Below are 18167 nucleotides of genomic sequence, written 5' to 3' on the forward strand. Positions count from 1 at the left end.
ACGCTTCCCTTGCCTTTCTGCAACGCTTATCCGGTTATCGGATATTTCTTTCACTGTTGTATACACTTTTATAAATAATACATCGGTTTTCCACTGCGTTTTCCTAAGAGTTTTGGTCTTATTTTTCCTTTACAATAGCTTTCGTCAGAATCCATTCTGCCCACTGGGCATAATATTTTCCTAGAGGATGGGCATCATCACTGGTATACTGGGCATCGAGGTTTCCTGCCCCATCATCAAAGATTTCATTCACATCAATATAATAGGTCTGCTTCTGGTCACATAAGGACTCCACCACGCCATTGAGCCAGTCAATATTGGCATTGTTATAAAGGCTGTCCGAATCGGATTTTGCCTTGGAAACATGAAGACTCGCCTCTAAGAATAAAATGGCATCCGGCTGCATTTCCCGTATTTTCTCTACCACTTCACGATATTGCTTTTCTATGCTTGCATGTGGATATCCCAGTTCATTGATACCTAGCATCAGATAAATCTTTCCGTAATTTTTCCGGCTTAACACTTCATCCAAAGTTTCTTTTCCATAGCCCGGCATATCCACCTCTGTTTCAAACAGCTTAAAGGAACTTAAGCCAATCGTTGCAAATACATCCGCATCCCCAAGGTCTGCATACTCCGATAATCCTACTGTTCTGGAATCTCCAATAAATAAAGCATCGGAAAAATAGCTGATATCCTCTGTTGTAAAGGTTCTCTCCTGCTCCGTATCTGCCACCGTTTCATTATCCTTGGTACCTGTTTTATCTTCTGTATTTTCTGTACTATCAATATCTTCTTGTCCTGTACCGGCTTTATCTGTGCTGTTTTCTTCCGTTCCGGCAACTGCTTCCGCCGGCTCTTTTTCTGTGTCTGTCACCTGTGCCAGTTCTTCCTGCCTTGCCTTCTTCTCCTGCTCCGCAGTTACAAGCTTTACGGTAATCACCGGGAATGCAATCACAAATGTCAGCAGTAAAAGTATAGTAAATTTATATTTTTTCATCGTATTTCCTCACTAGAATCTGAAGTATAAGAATGGATCATCCATTCCAAGATACATACAATATACGCTCGCCCAGAATAATGCCAGCAGCAGTAAAATCACCCAGAGGCGGTTCTTATTCTTCTTAAGGAGCTTCTCCTGAACACCTGTTGCAAACAGGATACCAAGCACCAGATAAATGCCATAGGTCTTACCATATTTCAGATAATCTCCCTGAAACAATACCGTTCCGGTACTGCCAAAGAATGGGAATAATTTCTGTAAATAAATGCCAAGCTGGCTTAAATCCGTAATCACAAAGACCAGCCAGGAAAGTGGTATCCAGAGTATCATATAAATATGGCCAAGCGCCTTATGCCGCTCCAGCACTTTTCCAAGTCCGGCTTTTTCCACGAATAATAAGACAAAAAGCAAAAGTCCCCACAGTACAAAGTTCCAGCTTGCGCCATGCCAGAGCCCTGTCAGAAGCCATACCACAAACATATTGCGGACGGTCTTTGCAAAACCACCGCGGTTGCCGCCCAGCGGAATGTATACATATTCCCGGAACCAGCCACCCAGTGTCATATGCCAGCGGCGCCAGAAATCCGTCATGGACACTGCCATATACGGATTGTTAAAGTTCTGTGGAAAGTCAAAGCCCATCATCCGCCCCAGTCCGATTGCCATCAGGGAATACCCATAGAAGTCAAAATATAACTGCAGGCTGTATGCCACAATGCTCATCCATGCCAGCGGTGTGGAAATGCTCTCATAACCGATTGCTGTCACCTCTGTCCAAAGATGTCCCACCCGGTTTGCCAGCAATACTTTATAAGCAAGTCCCAGTGCAAATACCTTAAGTCCGGATTCCACCTTTACCATGGAATGTTTTCTCTTATGAAGCTGTTCCTGAATCAGATGGTAATTGACAATCGGTCCTGCAATTAACTGCGGGAACATGCAAAGATACGTTCCCAGTGAAATCAACGATTTTTCCGCTTTCGTTTCCCTCCGGTACACGTCCACCAGATAGGAAATAATCTGGAACGTATAAAAGCTGATTCCAATCGGCAGAATCAGATTCCATGTTTCCAGCTGTACCTTAACGTGCATTGCACCAAAAAGGGCATTCAGATTCTCTATAAGAAAGCCCAGATATTTAAACAGAATGAGCCATCCTAAATCATAGACGATTCCAACCACAAGCCAGGCTTTCCGTGCCCGCTTCGTCTTCTGTGCCTCAATCAGTTTTCCAGCCACGAAATTGACCACCACGGACATAATCATAAGTAAAAGATAACCCGGATTTCCCCTGACACCATAGTAATAAAAACCAAGGCTGGCAAGGAAAAGCCAGGCATTCTTATAAGAAGCCGGCAGGATATAATAAACCAGAAAAAATACCGGCATAAAATACATGATAAATGCTATGCTGCTAAAAACCATCTTTCGTATCCTCTCTTTACTATCTTAAAATGGTATTATCCATTCATTCTTTACCATTCATTATACTCTTTATAGATTAGACGTTCCAGATGAAAAAAAAGTTTCTTAAATTCCGTATTTCGATAAATTTCTTCTCTGACAGTAAAAAGAAAGTCCTGATGTCACAAATTCTGCCACCGGAACTGCCAGCCAGACTCCCTTTAATCCGATAATTTGCGGCAGAATCAGTAAAGAGGCCAGAATACAGACAAAGGTTCTGCTGAAGGATACCAGTGCAGATGTTTTTCCATCAGAAAGTGCCGTGAACAGCGAAGAGGTAAATACGTTATAGCCGCTGAAAAGATAGTTGATGCCAAACAATGCAAATCCCGTAACTGTCATTGCAAAAGTATGACTGCTTTCTGAGACAAATACTGATGTAATCGGCTTCGCCAGAAGGACGGATGCCACCGCCATAAAGCCGGAGGATATTTTTACAAACCGGTTACTGATATGGTAAACGTTACTTAATTTTTCACTGTTCTTTGCTCCGTACTGGAAGCTGATAACCGGTGCCACACCCATGGAAAATCCAAGATACAGCGCATTGAATAAAAACTGTCCGTATAAAATAATGGTAATTGCAGCTACCCCGTCTGCTCCAACCATACGCATCAGAATAATATTAAAAAGGTATGTAATTACTGCATTGGAAAGGTTCGTTACCATCTCGGAAGAACCGTTGGTGCAGGACTGCCACAATGCTTTCCCATCCCAATGGAAGCGGGTAAAATGAAGTCCTTTTCTTTTCACAAGGAAATAGATGACTCCCACTACCGCAGGAATCATCTGTCCGATGCCTGTTGCAATAGCTGCTCCGGCAATGCCAAGCTGCATTGGCCCCATAAAGACATAATCTAAGATTGCATTGGCTACACCTCCGGCAGTAATCAGTCCGAGTCCATATGCAGGTTTTCCTGCAGTCACAAAGAAGCACTGAAATAAACTCTGCAAAATACAGCACGGTCCAAAATACATCATATCAATAAGATATGTTTTCCCATTTTCGAATAAAGAGTCGTCTGCTCCTAATGCATATACAATCGGTTTATGAAAAAGTAATACAATAACCAGCAGCACCAGGCTTACAGCAACTCCTGCCACTGCAAGAAAAGTAAAGTTCTCACACGCTCCCTTTTCATCTCCCTCACCCATTTTTCTCGCTACCACTGCACTTCCACCGGTTGCTAACATAACGCCGATTGCAATGAGAATACAAATAACCGGCCATACAATATTGACTGCAGAAAGAGCGCTTTCTCCTACCAGTCTTGACACAAAGATTCCATCTATGATTGTATACAATGACATAAATACCATCATAATCATAGATGGCAATGCAAATTTCAATAAGGATAATGTTTTAAAGTTCTGATTTAATGAATTCGACATGATAACCTCCTTGTCTTATGAATCACTATTTGCTATCATAAACTATATGGTAACCATATAGTCAAGGAGATTTTTTTAATGAGTAGAAATGAATATCTGACCACCGGAGAAGTTGCCAGGATGATGGGCACTACAAAAAATACACTGTTTCACTACGACCAGCTTGGCATTTTTTCACCCGAAGCAAGAGGGGACAATGACTACCGCTACTACACCGTCCGCCAGATGGATGTGTTAGATGCTATTATCACGCTGCGGGAACTTGGCATGCCTCTGTCGGAAATTAAAGAATACATGGAACACCGAAGCCCGGAAAATTATGCCACACTTCTTACGAAAGAAAACGCTGTCATCGAGCAGCAGATTCGTGCATTAAAAGAAAAGCAGAAGTGGATTCAGAGACAGCAGAAACGAATTAAAACCAGCCTGACTACAAATCCGGATATCATTGAAGAAGTCTCTCTGCCAGGATTTTATATTGCAGCACACCCTATCAGTTCTTCCGATGATAAGACCATCTCCGTAAAAGTCAGTGAGCTTCTGAACTCCTATTATGAAAGCAAGGAAACTACCGGTTTTACGGTGCTTTATATCCAGATGGAACGTGATCTTGCCCGGGGTGCCCACAATCTTTATCACGAAGTATGCCTTGCCATGCAGACCCCTCCCAAGAAAATGCCTTACCAGATTCTTCCGGCTTCTAAATGTCTCGCCGCCTATCACCTGGGAGACTGGGATGATATTTCACTCGCTTATGACAGGCTGCGCAGCTACATGAAGCAGCACCAGATTACTTCATCCGATGGCAGATTCTATGAAGAAGAATTGATTAACGCTACCATGACGGATAAACGAAGTGAATACCTTACCCGCATTATCGTCAGAATCTAAAAAGCAGCATTACTTTTTTATTTTCCTGTAATGCTGCTTATCTATTTTACAGTGCCCCAAGAATCTCTTTTGCCCGGTCTATCTGCTCCTTTGTAGGCGGGTCTACGCCTTCTAACTGGTATGGAATTCCAAGTTCCTTCCATTTAAAGACGCCTAAGGTATGATATGGCAGCACTTCCACCCGCTCTACTGTCTTAAGGGTATCAAGAAAACTTCTTAAGCGGTGAAGCTCATCCTCTTCTGTTGTAATACCCGGCACCAGCACATGGCGGATCCACATTGCTTTGCCATGGTCTGATAAATAAGCTGCCATTTCCAAAATATTCTGATTCGTCTGTCCGGTGAGTTTCCGGTGTGCCGCATCATCCATATGCTTAATGTCTAACATAAAGAGGTCTGTATATTTCATCAGCTCATCAAATTTACTTTTAAATGGTTCTTCCAAGGAAAATGGATTGCCAGAGGTATCGAGACAGGTATTTACCCCTTTTTCTTTTGCCAGCCGGAACAGTTCTGTTACGAAATCTATCTGTAAAAGAGCCTCTCCACCGCTTACGGTGATTCCGCCCTTTTCTTTCCAATATGTTTTATAGCGAAGTGCTTTTTTTAACACTTCTTCCGGTGTCATCAGCTCTCCGCCATCTTTCGCCCAGGTATCCGGGTTATGGCAGTACTGACATCTCATATTACAGCCTTTTAAAAATACAATATATCTTACACCCGGCCCGTCTGCCGAGCCAAAGCTTTCTACGGAATGGATGCGTCCTTTTATTTCACTCATATTGCCTCCTATACACAAAAATACTTACGGATGTTTAACAACCTGTGATAAAAATGTGCAGGCTTTTTTCATTAAGCCTGCACATTCTGCTTTACCTGAATCGCGGAAAATCGTATACTCCCCGCAGTTCGGTTACTGTCTTAAATTACATACGCTCATGACAGGTACGGGCAATAACATCAAGCTGCTGCTCTTTTGTCAGGTCGATGAACTTAACTGCATAGCCGGATACACGGATTGTGAAGTTTGCATACTCTTCTTTCTCCGGATGCTCCATTGCATCAATAAGCTTTTCTTTGCCAAATACATTAACATTCAGATGATGAGCACCCTGGTCAAAGTATCCGTCCATTACATTTACAAGATTATCGATTCTTTCCTGCTCGTTGTTTCCAAGTGCGCCAGGATTGATGGTCTGTGTATTGGAAATACCATCCAATGCCCACTCATATGGAAGCTTGGTCAGAGAGTTTAAGGAAGCTAAAAGTCCGTTCTGCTCTGCACCGTAAGATGGGTTAGCTCCCGGTGAAAGCGGTTCGCCGGCTTTACGTCCATCCGGCATAGCTCCGGTTGCTTTACCATATACTACGTTAGAAGTAATGGTAAGGATAGAAGTTGTAGGCTCAGAATCACGATAAGTATGATGTTTCTTTAATTTATCCATGAAAGTCTTAAGCAGCCATACTCCGATTTCATCGGCACGGTCATCATCATTTCCATATTTCGGGAAGTCTCCTTCGATTTCGAAGTCTTTTGCAAGTCCGTTCTCATCACGTACGACTTTTACTTTTGCATATTTGATTGCAGAAAGAGAATCGATAACATGTGAAAATCCTGCAATACCGGTTGCAAAAGTTCTCTTTAAGTCGGTATCCATCAGAGAAAGCTCTGCTGCTTCATAGTAATATTTATCATGCATATACTGAATCAGGTTCAGTGTATTTACATAGATGTCTACTAACCAGTCCATCATCTTGTCATATTTTGCCATTACTTCATCATAGTCAAGATATTCAGCTGTAATTGGTGCGTAGTTTGGTCCTACCTGCTCGCCTGATTTTTCATCAACACCACCGTTGATTGCGTAAAGCAGACATTTTGCAAGGTTTGCACGAGCGCCGAAGAACTGCATCTCTTTACCTGTCTGTGTAGCAGATACACAGCAGCAGATTGCATAATCATCGCCCCATACCGGTTTCATTGCATCATCGTTTTCATACTGGATTGAGCTTGTTTCAATCGAGATACGTGCTGCATAATCACGGAAGGTCTGTGGCAGTCTGGATGAATAGAATACAGTAAGATTTGGTTCCGGTGCCGGTCCCATATTCTCTAAAGTATGAAGGAAACGGAAGTCTGTCCTGGTTACCATGGAACGTCCGTCTACACCTGTTCCTGCTACATCAAGGGTTGCCCATACAGGGTCACCGGAGAATAACTGGTTATAAGAAGGAATACGTGCGAATTTAACCATACGAAGTTTCATTGTGAAATGGTCAATCAGCTCCTGAGCCTGCTGCTCAGTAAGAATTCCCTTATCCATATCTCTCTTAATATAAATATCAAGGAAAGTAGAAACACGTCCTACTGACATCGCTGCACCGTTCTGTGTCTTGATTGCTGCAAGGTATCCGAAGTATAACCACTGAACAGCCTCTTTTGCATTGGTTGCAGGTCTTGAAATATCATATCCGTAAATCTCAGCCAGTTTCTTCATGTCTTCCAGACATTTAATCTGCTCTGCAATTTCTTCTCTTAAACGGATGACATCATCTGTCATCTGTCCGCATCCGCAGTTGGCTTTGTCCTTCTTCTTCTCAGCGATTAAGTAATCCAGTCCGTATAATGCTACACGGCGGTAATCACCTACAATACGTCCACGACCGTAGGTATCCGGAAGACCTGTTAAAATCTTAGCATGACGAACCTTCATCATTTCCGGTGTATAAGCATCAAATACTGCTGTATTGTGTGTCTTATGATACTTGGTGAAAATTTCTTTTAATTTATCATTTACTTCATAACCGTAGGTCTCACATGCCTGAACAGCCATCTTGATTCCACCATATGGCATGAAAGCTCTCTTTAATGGTTTGTCAGTCTGAAGACCAACTACCTGCTCTAAATCTTTTAAGCTTTCATCGATATATCCCGGACCATAAGCTGTAATTCCGGTTACAACCTCTGTCTCCATATCAAGAACGCCGCCCTTGGCACGCTCTTCTTTCTGTAATTTCTGAAGTGCATCCCATAGCTTGTTGGTTGCATCTGTCGGCTCAGCTAAAAAGCTCTCATCTCCATCATATGGAGTGTAGTTGTCCTGAATGAACTGACGAACATTGATTTCTTCTTTCCAGAGACGTCCTTCGAATCCATCCCACTCTTTCATTTCAATCATTACGATATCCTCCTAAAAAAATGTATTCAGTATGAACACTGAATGGTTACTAATTAGTCTTGTTTAACTGTAGTTAGTATATACTGACTGTCATTTTTTTGTCAATATCTTTTGGTGTTCAAAATAACATACAAAAGAAAACGAGCCAGTCCTCCAGGTTCATCGCCCAGACGGTCGGCTCGTTTTCGTTATACTTCATGTGGTTTTTCCACTTATCCGTCAGTCATATAACGGTTTTATCATAGACTATTTCTTTTCTGATTGCAATAGCTTATGAAAACTTTTTATCAACTATTTTTTCCGTTTTATCTGTTCTTTCCCTACAATACTTTGGAAAGGAAGTCGCAAAGACGCGGATTCTGTGGATTGGCGAAGAATTCTGCCGGTGTATTCTCTTCCTGAATCTGTCCTTCATTGATAAACATGACACGGCTTGCCACTTCTCTTGCAAATCCCATTTCGTGCGTTACCACTACCATAGTCATTCCGTCCTGTGCCAGTTCTTTCATAATTTCAAGAACTTCTCCTACCATTTCCGGATCCAGTGCGGAAGTCGGCTCGTCAAATAACATGACATCCGGATTCATTGCCAGTGCTCTTGCAATTGCAATACGCTGTTTCTGTCCACCGGAAAGCATTGCCGGATAGGTATCTGCTTTATCAGACAGTCCGACTCTCATCAAAAGCTCGTCCGCACGCTTAGATGCCTCTTCCTTATTCATAAGTCCGGTCTGAACCGGTGCCAGCATGATATTTCCTTTTACGGTATAATTCGGGAACAGATTGAACTGCTGGAATACCATTCCAATCTTCTGACGCATCTTGTTGATGTCTACGGATTTATCCGTGATATCTGTTCCTTCAAAAGTAATCACACCGGAAGTCGGCTCCTCTAAAAGATTTAAGGAACGTAAGAATGTGGATTTACCACAACCGGATGGTCCGATGATGGCAACCACCTCTCCCTGGGCGATTTCTGTGGAGATACCATTTAATACATTTACATTTCCAAAGGATTTACACAAATCCTTTACTTCAATCAATACCTTCTTATCGCTCATTTGTTCTCAACCTCGTTTCCAGTTTATGTACACCAGCCGTTAAAATCATAACGATTATCAGGTAGATAATTGCAACCCCGAACAATGGTAAGAATGGGTCATAAGTCTGGCTGCGGATGATATCGCCACCCTTTGTCAAATCCGGGATTGCAATATATCCACTGATGGAAGTCTCTTTCAGTAAGGTAATAAACTCATTTGCCAGTGCCGGAAGTACATTCTTAAATGCCTGTGGCAGAATAATCAGACGCATGGTCTGCGAATAATTCAATCCGAGGCTTCGTCCAGCTTCAAACTGTCCTTCGTCTACAGACATGATTCCGGAACGTACAATCTCTGCCACATAGGCAGCCGAATTCAAACCAAAAGCGATTACAGCCACTGCAATCTTATTATCGAGTGCAACCAGAATAATATAGTACATAATCAAAAGCTGTACCATCGTAGGGGTTCCACGCCATATGGTAAGATACACTTTACATATAAAATTCAAAACATTTAATCCACCATGTTTATCATGGGTGGAACGGATAATTGCGACTAAAAATCCAACCACAATACCCAGAAGTACTGCAAGCACTGCAATAAGCAGTGTATTGCCAAGGCCACGTAACAGATAAAGATATCTGTCTTTCTCTATAAAATCCTGTTGAAAGCTGCTTAAAAAATCGCTCAAGGTCTTTCCTCCTATACCGATTATTTATTTCTTACTACAATAACCTGGCTTGCTGTTGCATAAGTATCTGTAAAGTCAATGTTCTTAAGACGGTCTTCTGTTACAGTCATTCCTGCTGCACCAAAATCTGCTTTACCGGAAGATACTGCTGCGATGATTGCATCAAATTCCATATCTTCAATCTCTAAATCATAACCAAGCTTGTCACAGATTGCTTTTGCGATATCTGCATCGATACCAACTACGTTGTCACCATCATAATATTCGTATGGCTCAAACTGTGCATTGGTTGCCATGGTAAGTTTTCCGTTTGGATATTCTGTTCCCTCCGGAGTCTCATATGGATGCTCTCCTGTTTCATCACCAATATAGTTGCTGATGATAGTATCGATTGTTCCGTCTGCTTTTAACTCTTCGATTGCTTTGTTGAATTCGTCTGTTAAATCTGTGTTATCTTTTGCGATACAGATTGCATATTCCTCTGCATCAAAGGTATCATCTAAGATTTTCAAGTCATCATTCTTCTCAACAAATGCCTCTGCAGGCTGCTTGTCGATGATTACACAGTCGATCTTACCGGTCTTTAATGCCTGGATTGCATCAGAACCTTTGTTGTAACGCTCTACGGTGCTTCCTTCGTCCTCGTATGCTGTTGCATCGGCATCTCCGGTTGTTCCAAGCTGAACACCGATTTTCTTTCCCGGAAGGTCATCCTTGGAATTTACTGTGTTTGCAGCTACAGATGAGCCACATCCTACCATTGCTACTGTCATTGCTGCAGTTAATAAAAGTGCTGCAAATTTCTTCATGTTCTTCATATTTATTCCTCCTCTGATTATAATTATGTGAATTTATATTTCATACAGCATCATAAAATATATCAACATAACGCCTAGTATAGCATGATTCCGCCTATTTCACAAGTACCCGGAGAGTATTTGTCTGCATTTAAAAATACATTTTTCCATGTATTTTTAAACAGGCGGTACCTCAGTAGTTTGCATATTCGCTTCATAATTGTTATAATGTGCCAAGAAAAGTGATGATACTTGAGGAGGTTTTTTCATGAAGCGATTTGGCAGAATTATGTTCTGTTTTCTTCCGGCTCTGCTGGCATTTGGCCTGCAGCAGCTTATCTCCATTCCGGCAGTAGGGCTTGCCCTGCTGGGTGGTTTTTATACCAAAGGGGCAACTTCTATCGATGACTGTATGAATGCATTTTTAAATATTATTTCCACCGCCAATTTTAATGCCGGTGTCAGTGCAGCCTACGGTACTGTTGCCCTTGTGGTATTTGCCTACTGGTATTATAAAAAGTTCCGGCAGACAGAACCGGAAAATGTACGGAAACCATTTAATATTCCGGTTATCTTCGGCATTCTTATTACTGCAGTAGGATTACAGTATATTACCAATTACATTGTATCTTTTACTGCAGCCATTAACCCGCACTGGCTGGAATATTACAGTAACCTGGTAGAATCGGTGGGACTGGATGAGCCTTCCCTGATTCTGGTTCTCTATTCCGTTCTGATTGGACCTGTCTGTGAAGAACTGATTTTCCGTGGACTGACTTTGAAATATGCCAAAAGAGCAATGCCTTTCTGGGTTGCTAACCTCTTGCAGGCACTGCTCTTTGGTGTGTTCCATATGAATATGATTCAGGGTGTTTATGCTTTTGTGGTAGGAATTGTTCTTGGATTTATCTGCGAGAAAAGCCGCAGCATTTATCCTTCCATGCTTTTCCATATCCTCTTTAACATCTGGGGAACCTTCTCTCCGGACTGGTTTATGTACAAAGCAGATACCGTTCCGTTCTTCTTCCTGTGGTTCTTTGTTGGTGCAGGACTACTGGTTGCAGGACTGTTCCTCTTTTTCTTTGGAGTAAATAAAAAGTATCCGAAAATTGAAAATTCTTATTATTCTTAATATCCTTTTGCAATTTTCTTTCCCTGCAAAAGGCTCTGGTTTTGATTTACAAAGGAGCGTGTCCGCTCTTTTAATAATAATTTTCGTCCTTCCGGGGTTCTTGTATATACCACATGGTATGGTCCAAGAGCCCTTTTCATATGCTTTTCAAAAATCAGGGCACGCTCCTTTTGTCTTCCGAATATTTCCGGGACACTGTAACACTCTCTTGATGTGCCAAAGATTTTTTCCCGGATAAGAAGATACCTTGGGTTATCAATAACACCCCACAATTCTTCCATGCAGGCAGAATAGGTTGTCTTATCTCTGGTGGTTCCACCTTTAAGCCAGGTACCTACCACAAGTCCGTTAAAGGATTCTACTTCTGTCCTGCAATGGGCACCATCCTCTAATTCCCCGCATTCCCTCAATGCATCTAGCATTGCTTCGCTAAGCTGTTTCATCCGTCTTGCCGGGGTGCTGAATTTAAACAGACGTATCCCCTGATAGACAATTCCGGCAAATGCGGCTAACAGCGCAATTCCAAGTAACAGGAAAGCTGGATGATTACCAAGCTTCTGTGCCATCATTCTTCCACTCATTAAGAGCATTGCAAGTATCACCTGTATGATTTCTATACAGACCGCATTAATAAAGATATATCCTGTTTCTATTTCTTTTGCTGCAATTTCATCTATCTGTTCTATTTCCATCTGATTTCGTACTTCCTGCAAGGACTGGTTCCATCGCTGCCTCAATGCATTTCTGTCCTTTGCACGCTCAAGCATCATGCGGTTTGCTTTATCTACCTCATATTTTGATGTTATCTTTGGAATGCCCAGCCGACCGATTCCGCTTTCGATTACATCTTCCCTGCAGGATACTCCTAAAAATGATTCAAACCGGCGTTCCAGCATTTCATAATCGCCCTCTGCCTCAGTATTACTCTGCTGTCCCCGCTCTTTTGGAAAAATACAGGCAAGATGCCAGATGTTTCCGGTCTTATCCGGCTGCTCTCTGTCGGTACGGATTGCTCTTCCACGCATCTGGTTACTCAGCATAAAAGACCCTACATAGGTTGCCAGTATCAGGGAATTGATGCACGGTGCATCCCAGCCTTCTCCCAGCAATGACTTGGTTCCAATCAATGTATGAATCTCTCCCTGACGGAATAACTCCGTCACAACAGCTACGGTGTGGGTGCTCTTTCCCTTTATCATAAGCTGTCCGTATCCGGTATCTCCCAGTGGATTTAACGTTCCGCTGCAGCCATACTGTGCCAGCAATTCCGGCAGTTTTGCTTCGACTTCCATTGGAACGATTATCACTGTTCCACTCAGCACACCAAGACGGATTCCAGCCATGTTCTGCCGCCTTAAATATTCAAAAATCGGCACTGCACCAAGCTCTGTAACCAGTGTATCTTTACTTCCAATCTCCGGCAATTTGTCTTTCTTAATATAATCGCAGAGAACCAGAAGGCGTAAATCATTTTCCAGTGCCTCATACTCAGCCTGCACAATGGTATGGATGCTCTCCATCTTTCCCTGGCTTTTCATAAGTACCTTTTTAATGGATTCATTATCCCGCAGTGCAACCTTGTTCCGGTAGATGGCTCCTGCCTCTTTTAATTCCTGCAGCAGGCTTTCCCGCTCTGCTTCCAGCATGGTATAGGACTCTCTGTCCTCATAAAGAACACCCTGCAGTAACACTTCCATCCAGTGTGCATCCATTCCCGGCAGCTTTCCCTTTGTTCCGATGAGCTTCCTTAAATAACCTGAAAATGGAATCCCTTTTGCCTGGCAGTATACCAGCAGCGCTGTAAAATACTCCGGTTTATCTAAGAACCGCTCACTGTATTCTTCCGGATGCATAAGCCCCTGATGGGAAGATACGATTCTTCGCAAAGTCTCATCTGCCATCATTTTCTGCACCTGCATCTGCATCCGCTTCTGATGTTCCCTGACATATGCTTCCTCTTCTCTTGTCGGCCAGTTAAAATAAACATAGTCCTGATGCGGGCAGAGACTTCCTTCTCTTACCAGTTCCGGCGTAAAGATTTCTTCATCAATCGGTCCGCACATATCGATATAACGCTTCCACTGTGCCGGTGTGCTGTCATATGGCGGTGTTGCTGTCAATGCAATGATTTTCACATCCGGCAGCTTGTCTAAGAAAGTCTCCAGTGCCTTCCACCACTCACTGCGAAGGTGATGCGCCTCATCCAGACAAATTGTTGTAATACCGGCTTCCTTTACTGCCTTAAAAATATCGAAATCCCGGTAGTCAACCTGCTCCGTTTCCTTCTCTCCATCTGCTTCTTCTGTCACTCCGCCGGCTGCCACTTTACTGTCTGCCGCATCTACTCCATCCACCGCTTCACTGGCTGCTGCTTCTTCCTCTGCCGCTTCCCCACTGTCCTCTTCCAGTGTGCCCTGTTCCCGCTTCATGGCACTGTACAATGCCTGATAAGTCGTTGCAGTCATCTGTTTCATCTGTTTCAAATTATTGGATAATATTTCCTGCGGATCTGCCTCTTCGGTTAAGAAGCCCTCCTGTATACGCATCAGCCATTGCTGGCGGATGGTAATGCTGGGTGAAAAAATAAGGCAGGGTGCTCCCAGCCTCCGAATCAGTTCTATTCCAAGTGTAGTCTTGCCGGAACCCGGCGCTGCCACAATATGTATCTTTCCATCCTTCAAATACTGCTGTGCATGTAAGAGTACTCTTTCCTGATAATCTCTCCATTTTCCCCGAAATTGCAGGATTCCCTCATATCCTGTGTTCATAAATTTCCCTCCATCAACATTTTAATAAATGCAGTATCGCGATATATCCACGGTTCCTTCGAAAATGGCTCATTTGCTTTTACAATCTCTTCCGGTATCATCCATTCCAGATGATAGCCTTTTGCCTTCTCGCTTTCTGTCATATGCGGTTCTGTTGTTCTCTCCTCAACTGCACAGGCAAAGAAATAGGTGTGACAGTGATATATTTTATCTGTTTCAAATAAATCACGGCGTTTTTCTTCTATCCCGCCCAACAGCTGCATACTTCCCGGGCATAATATCAATCCGCCCTCTTCTAATACTTCTCTGGAAAGTGCCGTTTCAAAATCTTCCTCACCATTCATGCCGCCGCCTAATATTTTGCAGTCCCCAGCCCTGCCGCGCTGGACTGCAATTTTTCCATTCTTTTTTATGATTGCCCGGACGCACTTTCTTTCAAATACCGGCATGCCATCCTTATAATCTTTTTTATCTAATACCAGAAGTATCTTACTTTCCGTCATTTTCGTTTCCTCGCTCTTGTCAAAGTTACCTAATCTGCCCACTGAAAACTGTTTACCATGGTCTCTGCTGTCCGTATAGGTACCTTCACCATTTACCCGGGCAGCACTGCCCTGCACCTGCATCATAAGCTGTGAAAGAATAGTCCTTTGTATTAATTTCTCATCATAATATGTAATATCGGTTGAAATCGCATTACTAATAGCTAGTATACCATAAACATACTGTTTTTGGGAAGAAATGTCCTATTTCATCCAATAAACAGCTATCTTGTCGCTTTCCACTCTCCAAAGTCATAGTAAGCAGTTGGTTTATCACCAAAGATACCTCCTCTTACTGCCAGCACAAAGTTTCGCTTAGCAAGCACTTGATGCGTTTCTTCTACGTATGCATATTGTCAAGTGTATGTGTCATATTTTATATTCAAAATAAAAAAAGCTGCTACTCTGAAAAATAACAGCCTTTCTTACTATATCAGCCTTTTGGAATTTGACCATCGACATACAGAATGTGATTAACTAACCACTCTGTGAGATATTTTAAAATTCCCATAATCTGTTCATCTTGATCTTCTACCTCATCATTGTGATGTTCCATAAATTCATCAAGTTTATGCATAAATTCCTGATGTTGAACTTTCTGTGTAAATATCTTCTTATAATTAATAGATTCCACCAAAACATTCCCTAATTTTCTTGGAAATATCAGAATCAACAAAACCTTTCTGCGCCATGTCATCGAGCATCTCACACGTTTTTTCGTGCGATAAACCTTTCTTATATGGTCTGTCCTCGGTTAATGCCTGATAAATATCAATACATGCCATAATACGTTCCGGCTCATTTAATTCAGCTGCGGTTTTTCCAAAAGGATACCCTTTTCCATTTAATTTTTCATGATGGAAAGCTGCCCAGTCTCGTATTTCTTCAAAATCATTAACCTCTGATAATATAAGGTATGTATAGCCAGCATGATTCTTCATTTTTGAAAATTCATCATCCGTAAGCTTATCCGGTTTTTCCAAAATTTCATTGCCTACTGCCATCTTCCCAATATCATGCAGTGCACCAGCCAGATAAATTTTTTGCACATTAATAGAATCATATCCGATATATTGAGCAAAAAAAGCTGCTTTTTCAGCCACTCCTATAGAATGTCTGCTTGTAAAAGAAGATTTATAATCTACAATCTTTGCAAAAAAATCTGCGACATTTTTACACGTTTTCCAATCAAAAACCCGTTTTTGTCTTGGGATAATCTCCCATAGCTTCATTTCAAAAGAATTATCACTTAAACATATAAATGATTCAGAATGTGTGAATGCATGAAAAAAGGCATTCACACATTCTGAATCGAATAATCCATCCCTATTTTTTAAAAGGTACTGACATATAAAATTCCAACTGTTATTTCCAGATCCCGTGTTATTTCCTATAATATCAATGGTATCTGCAAGATGAATAATCCTTGCAAACAATGGAATTTGATTCCACTTTTTTTGAAAAGGACCAGTTCCATCGGCATGTTCATGATGATACAAAATCACATTTGACACATCTGTTTTAAATGGAATTTTAGTAATATTTTTTTCACCATAAATACAATGAAGATTTGTTTTTTTCTCGGATAAATCTTTTTTGCAATTAATGATGGAATCCTTTTTCAGTTCTTCCGAAATATATTGTGTCAAAGCATTATCATGCAGTAAAGCACACATGGCTAAATCTTGTAATTCATCACCTTGAATTTTCCAATATTCAGCCATGCATATACTTATATAAGCCACTCTTTTTCCATGTTTGTTTTTGATATTCACCAACTCTGCTTCTATACAGTCCAAAGCATAAGAACAGGCTCCTGCAAGTCCGATGATATCTATACTTAGTTCTTCTTTCATTGGTATAATCCTATCATAACACATTTATGCTTCTAGCATTTCCATAATCCATGCAGGTTACAATATGCATATACTTCTTCTACCTGTTCACCATCGCAAAGACAAAAATCTGCTACCGGCTCCTGCCCTGGATTTAACTGTTTTCTGTATATTCCCTGGTTTGTATTTAATGTAATCCACTCAATGAAATGCTCTTCAAGCATTGGATGTTTTGTCTCTCCGACCACGACATGAACATGACTGCCTTCTATCGTATATACAGGTACATGCTTCTCGACAGCAGCATCTGTCACTCCGGCTTTTAATTCCTGCATAGGTTCTCCGCAACAAATTACAGGTACACCCTTATCCTTTACCTTTTCAACAATGTTTCCACAATGCTTACAAATATAATATCTTACTTCCATGCCTTTTTCTCCTTCCATGTGTAAAATTTATAATTCAATTGTCTCCATAATCTTTTTCAATGAATCTGCAGATTCCTTAAGCTTTAGCGCTTCCTCTCCACTTAAATTAATAGGTATATCAGACTCAATACCATCTGCACCTACAATAGCTGGCATACTTAACGATACTCCGTCAATATCATATACTCCATGCATCATGTGTGATACAGGAAGTATTGATTTTTCATCTCTCATAATCACTTCGCAGATTCTTTTTACAGACATTGCAATTCCATAATATGTAGCGTGCTTTTTGTTTATAATCTCATAAGCACTGTTCTTGACTGCTGTAGCTATTTCTGCCGTGTTTTCCTTGTGCTTGTAATGTCCACGCATTTCACACATTTCACTTAATGGAACACCAGATACATTGGCTGATGACCATGCTACAACTTCGCTGTCTCCATGCTCACCTACTATAAATGCATGAACACTCCTGCTGTCCACAGATAAATGCTCACCAAGCTTATATCTTAATCTGGCACTATCTAATACAGTACCCGATCCAATAACCCTGTTTTCTGGAAGTCCTGATAACTTTATGGCTACCTGAGTCAGGATATCTACCGGATTCGCAACTACAAGCATGATACCTGCAAAATTTCTCTTTGCTATTTCAGGAATGATTGACTTAAATATTGCTACATTTTTATTTACGAGATCAAGCCTTGTCTCTCCCGGTTTCTGTCCCGCTCCGGCAGATATGACAACAATTGCAGCATCAGCCACATCATCATAATCTCCGGCATATATTTTCATCGGACTCGCAAATGGAATACCATGACTGATATCCATCGCTTCTCCTTCTGCCTTGTTCTTATCTGCATCGATAAGGACAATCTCTGTAAACAAGCCACTCTGCATCAGAGCAAATACCGATGCAGAACCAACAAAGCCACAGCCTATCATTACTGCTTTTTTTGAATTAATCACTTTCTTCTTCGTAATAATCTCATCTCC

15 protein-coding genes, 1 pseudogene and 1 riboswitch are annotated in these 18167 nt (G+C 41.6%); of the genes and pseudogenes, 2 read left to right on the forward strand and 14 right to left on the reverse strand.

Annotated features, from left to right (window positions below; all coding sequences use genetic code 11):
• Positions 1–118: 118 nt before the first annotated feature.
• The 3 genes from DWW33_RS08110 to DWW33_RS08120 all read right to left on the reverse strand — a co-directional run bounded on the left by DWW33_RS08110 (position 119) and on the right by DWW33_RS08120 (position 3859).
• Positions 119–1000, reverse strand: coding sequence for a GDSL-type esterase/lipase family protein (locus DWW33_RS08110; RefSeq protein WP_118639240.1), 882 nt, complete (start codon positions 998–1000; stop codon positions 119–121).
• Positions 1001–1012: 12 nt separating this feature from the next.
• Positions 1013–2428, reverse strand: a complete 1416-nt coding sequence (locus tag DWW33_RS08115; RefSeq protein ID WP_117841725.1) for an MBOAT family O-acyltransferase — start codon at positions 2426–2428, stop codon at positions 1013–1015.
• 105 nt (positions 2429–2533) lie between these two features.
• A complete protein-coding gene (locus tag DWW33_RS08120) occupies positions 2534–3859 on the reverse strand; it encodes an MATE family efflux transporter (RefSeq protein ID WP_117947552.1) in 1326 nt (441 codons plus the stop codon).
• A gap of 78 nt (positions 3860–3937) precedes the next feature.
• On the opposite strand from DWW33_RS08120, the gene DWW33_RS08125 reads away from it, so the two are divergent.
• Positions 3938–4750, forward strand: coding sequence for a MerR family transcriptional regulator (locus DWW33_RS08125; protein ID WP_118639241.1), 813 nt, complete (start codon positions 3938–3940; stop codon positions 4748–4750).
• Positions 4751–4796: 46 nt separating this feature from the next.
• On the opposite strand, the gene pflA is transcribed toward DWW33_RS08125, so the two are convergent.
• From pflA to DWW33_RS08150, 5 genes are all read right to left on the reverse strand, one after another.
• Positions 4797–5531 carry a pyruvate formate-lyase-activating protein gene (pflA, locus tag DWW33_RS08130; protein WP_118639242.1) on the reverse strand — a complete coding sequence of 245 codons (735 nt, stop codon included), beginning with the start codon at positions 5529–5531 and terminating at the stop codon, positions 4797–4799.
• 145 nt (positions 5532–5676) lie between these two features.
• Positions 5677–7929 (reverse strand): formate C-acetyltransferase, encoded by a 2253-nt coding sequence (pflB, locus tag DWW33_RS08135; RefSeq protein ID WP_117697969.1) that lies wholly within the window; start codon positions 7927–7929, stop codon positions 5677–5679.
• A 157-nt stretch (positions 7930–8086) separates the two neighbouring features.
• Positions 8087–8166, reverse strand: a riboswitch (ZMP/ZTP riboswitch).
• Between the two features lie 83 nt (positions 8167–8249).
• A complete protein-coding gene (locus DWW33_RS08140) occupies positions 8250–8990 on the reverse strand; it encodes an amino acid ABC transporter ATP-binding protein (protein ID WP_022242706.1) in 741 nt (246 codons plus the stop codon).
• Positions 8980–9666 (reverse strand): amino acid ABC transporter permease, encoded by a 687-nt coding sequence (locus DWW33_RS08145; RefSeq protein ID WP_022242707.1) that lies wholly within the window; start codon positions 9664–9666, stop codon positions 8980–8982. Before DWW33_RS08145 ends, DWW33_RS08140 begins: the two co-directional genes overlap by 11 nt.
• 20 nt (positions 9667–9686) lie before the next feature.
• Entirely contained in the window at positions 9687–10484 is a 798-nt protein-coding gene (locus DWW33_RS08150) for a transporter substrate-binding domain-containing protein (RefSeq protein WP_117841721.1), read from the reverse strand.
• 247 nt (positions 10485–10731) lie between these two features.
• On the opposite strand from DWW33_RS08150, the gene DWW33_RS08155 reads away from it, so the two are divergent.
• Complete coding sequence (locus DWW33_RS08155; protein WP_118639243.1) at positions 10732–11595, forward strand: type II CAAX endopeptidase family protein; 864 nt, start codon at positions 10732–10734, stop codon at positions 11593–11595.
• On the opposite strand, the gene DWW33_RS08160 is transcribed toward DWW33_RS08155, so the two are convergent.
• From DWW33_RS08160 to DWW33_RS08185, 6 genes and pseudogenes are all read right to left on the reverse strand, one after another.
• A complete protein-coding gene (locus tag DWW33_RS08160) occupies positions 11592–14363 on the reverse strand; it encodes a DEAD/DEAH box helicase family protein (protein WP_118639244.1) in 2772 nt (923 codons plus the stop codon). The genes DWW33_RS08155 and DWW33_RS08160 overlap by 4 nt on opposite strands.
• Positions 14360–14992 carry an NUDIX domain-containing protein gene (locus tag DWW33_RS08165; protein ID WP_118639245.1) on the reverse strand — a complete coding sequence of 211 codons (633 nt, stop codon included), beginning with the start codon at positions 14990–14992 and terminating at the stop codon, positions 14360–14362. The genes DWW33_RS08160 and DWW33_RS08165 overlap by 4 nt, the downstream gene beginning before the upstream one ends.
• A 346-nt stretch (positions 14993–15338) precedes the next feature.
• Positions 15339–15539: pseudogene (locus tag DWW33_RS08170) on the reverse strand (bacteriohemerythrin); the annotation flags it as partial.
• Entirely contained in the window at positions 15526–16785 is a 1260-nt protein-coding gene (locus DWW33_RS08175; protein ID WP_199650749.1) for an HD domain-containing phosphohydrolase, read from the reverse strand. The gene DWW33_RS08175 and the pseudogene DWW33_RS08170, both read right to left, overlap by 14 nt.
• A gap of 8 nt (positions 16786–16793) precedes the next feature.
• On the reverse strand, positions 16794–17168 hold the full coding sequence (locus tag DWW33_RS08180; protein ID WP_023920586.1) for a desulfoferrodoxin family protein: 375 nt from the start codon (positions 17166–17168) through the stop codon (positions 16794–16796).
• Between the two features lie 27 nt (positions 17169–17195).
• A complete protein-coding gene (locus DWW33_RS08185; RefSeq protein WP_117841718.1) occupies positions 17196–18140 on the reverse strand; it encodes an L-lactate dehydrogenase in 945 nt (314 codons plus the stop codon).
• Positions 18141–18167 lie beyond the last annotated feature (27 nt).

Origin of the sequence: Roseburia sp. AF15-21 (assembly GCF_003479505.1) — a bacterium.
Taxonomy (GTDB): domain Bacteria; phylum Bacillota; class Clostridia; order Lachnospirales; family Lachnospiraceae; genus Roseburia_C; species Roseburia_C amylophila.